At 34.9% G+C, this 1,560-nt stretch carries 1 protein-coding gene and 1 pseudogene; both read right to left on the bottom strand.

The window, feature by feature from the left end; genetic code table 11:
- Positions 1-1,116: fasciclin domain-containing protein (locus tag AACY61_RS13545; protein WP_339612114.1), on the bottom strand; the 1,116-nt coding region annotated here is incomplete at its 3' end.
- A 159-nt stretch (positions 1,117-1,275) separates the two neighbouring features.
- Positions 1,276-1,560, bottom strand: a pseudogene (locus AACY61_RS13540) (glycosyltransferase); the annotation flags it as partial.

The raw sequence follows: 1,560 nt of genomic DNA, 5'->3' as shown, positions 1-1,560 counted from the left end.
AGAGGCGTTTGAAGGAGCAAAAACTGTAAATTCTGAGTTTCTGTCGTCTAATACTGAATCCAATCCTGTTATTTGTAATGCTTCAGCTAGCGTAGACAAATTGGGTGTCATCATCGCAAGTCCTGCAATAGTTGGATCAACCACATCAATCGCAGCTTGCGGCAATAATACTTTGTCGATAGCATGTACTACCCCGTTATTTGTCTGAACATTCGTCACTATAATATTTGATGGATTTCCGGTAGCATCAATAATTTTGGCACCACCATCTAAATCAATTGTAAAATCTTCACCCTGGAAAGTAGTTACAGATTGTCCGTTTACCAAATCCTCTGCTCTTACATTGGCACCGGCTATAACGTGATAATTCAATACTGTTTGCAATAAATCCTGTGGGATATCTTCAAGAGAAGTGAGCCCTAAAACGTTTAATAAGGAAGTAAATGAATCATTGGTTGGTGCAAAAACCGTAAAAGGAGAAGATGAAGATCCTGATAAAAGATCAACATAATTAATATTGGAGTCACTTGCTGCAATCAAAGCTTCTACCAACACAGAAAATTCGGGGTTTGCCAAAGCTTGAGTTGTCACATTTGGAATGCCAATTACTGCATCCACCTTGTGAATAACTCCATTATCAGCATTAATGTCAGCCTCAGTTACTTCTGAAACACCATTTATTTCAACGCCTGAAGTGGTATTGATAAACACACTTAAATTTTCAGAAGAACTGGCTCCGGTTGCTAGTGAAGTTATATATCCAGTAGTTAGGTCACCAGAGGTATTTACCCCCTCAACAACATGGTTCAATAAAATTTCACGTAAAGCCTCTACAGGTACCTCTTCAAGACTAGCAAAACCATTTGCAGCCAGAAAAGCTGAAAATGCTGTATTGTTTGGAGCAAAAACAGTGAAACTCCCTTCACTTGCCAAAACGGCAGTCAAATCTGCTGCATCAAGGGCTGCTGCCAGTGATGAGTATTCAGCATCGGAAGCAACTATATCAACAATAGTGTTTCCTTCAGGCATTGGTGTTCCATTGTCATCATCATTGGAGCACCCCATTAAAATTGTAGTTGCAATCAAAATTGCAAAAAGGTGGATTAGTTTTTTCATAATTCTTAGTGTTTTTTTTGTTTAAACAAATATCATGTTAATTAGACAAAATAACAATTTAGAATTTGATATTTAAGTAATGTTTAACTTAAAACACACCTTAATTAATTAATTTTTAAGAGATTGAATTAATTTGAATGAAAAAACCTTCAGTAAAAATTAATTTTTATTCTTTTCTTCAATCCATTTACTCAAATATTTTGTACTCTGTAACTGGTGGTGAAGTAACATGGTTCCGATAAAATTGTTTGTGCGATGGGTTTTAATTGTTGTAATAAGTTCTTTTATTTTTGTGAAGAAAGAAGCTTCTATATCTTGATTAAAAAAATGATTATCCAGTACCTGAAAGTTCTTTTTTTGACACTCATTCCATAGGTTTTCATCCTTATAAAGTCTGATTGCTTTTTCTGAAAAGCAATTTTTTTCATCTGCTACAACATTTCT

Source organism: uncultured Planktosalinus sp. (genome assembly GCF_963973675.1).
In the GTDB taxonomy this organism is placed as follows: Bacteria; Bacteroidota; Bacteroidia; order Flavobacteriales; family Flavobacteriaceae; genus Planktosalinus.
This window is presented reverse-complemented; position numbering and strand designations above follow the sequence as displayed.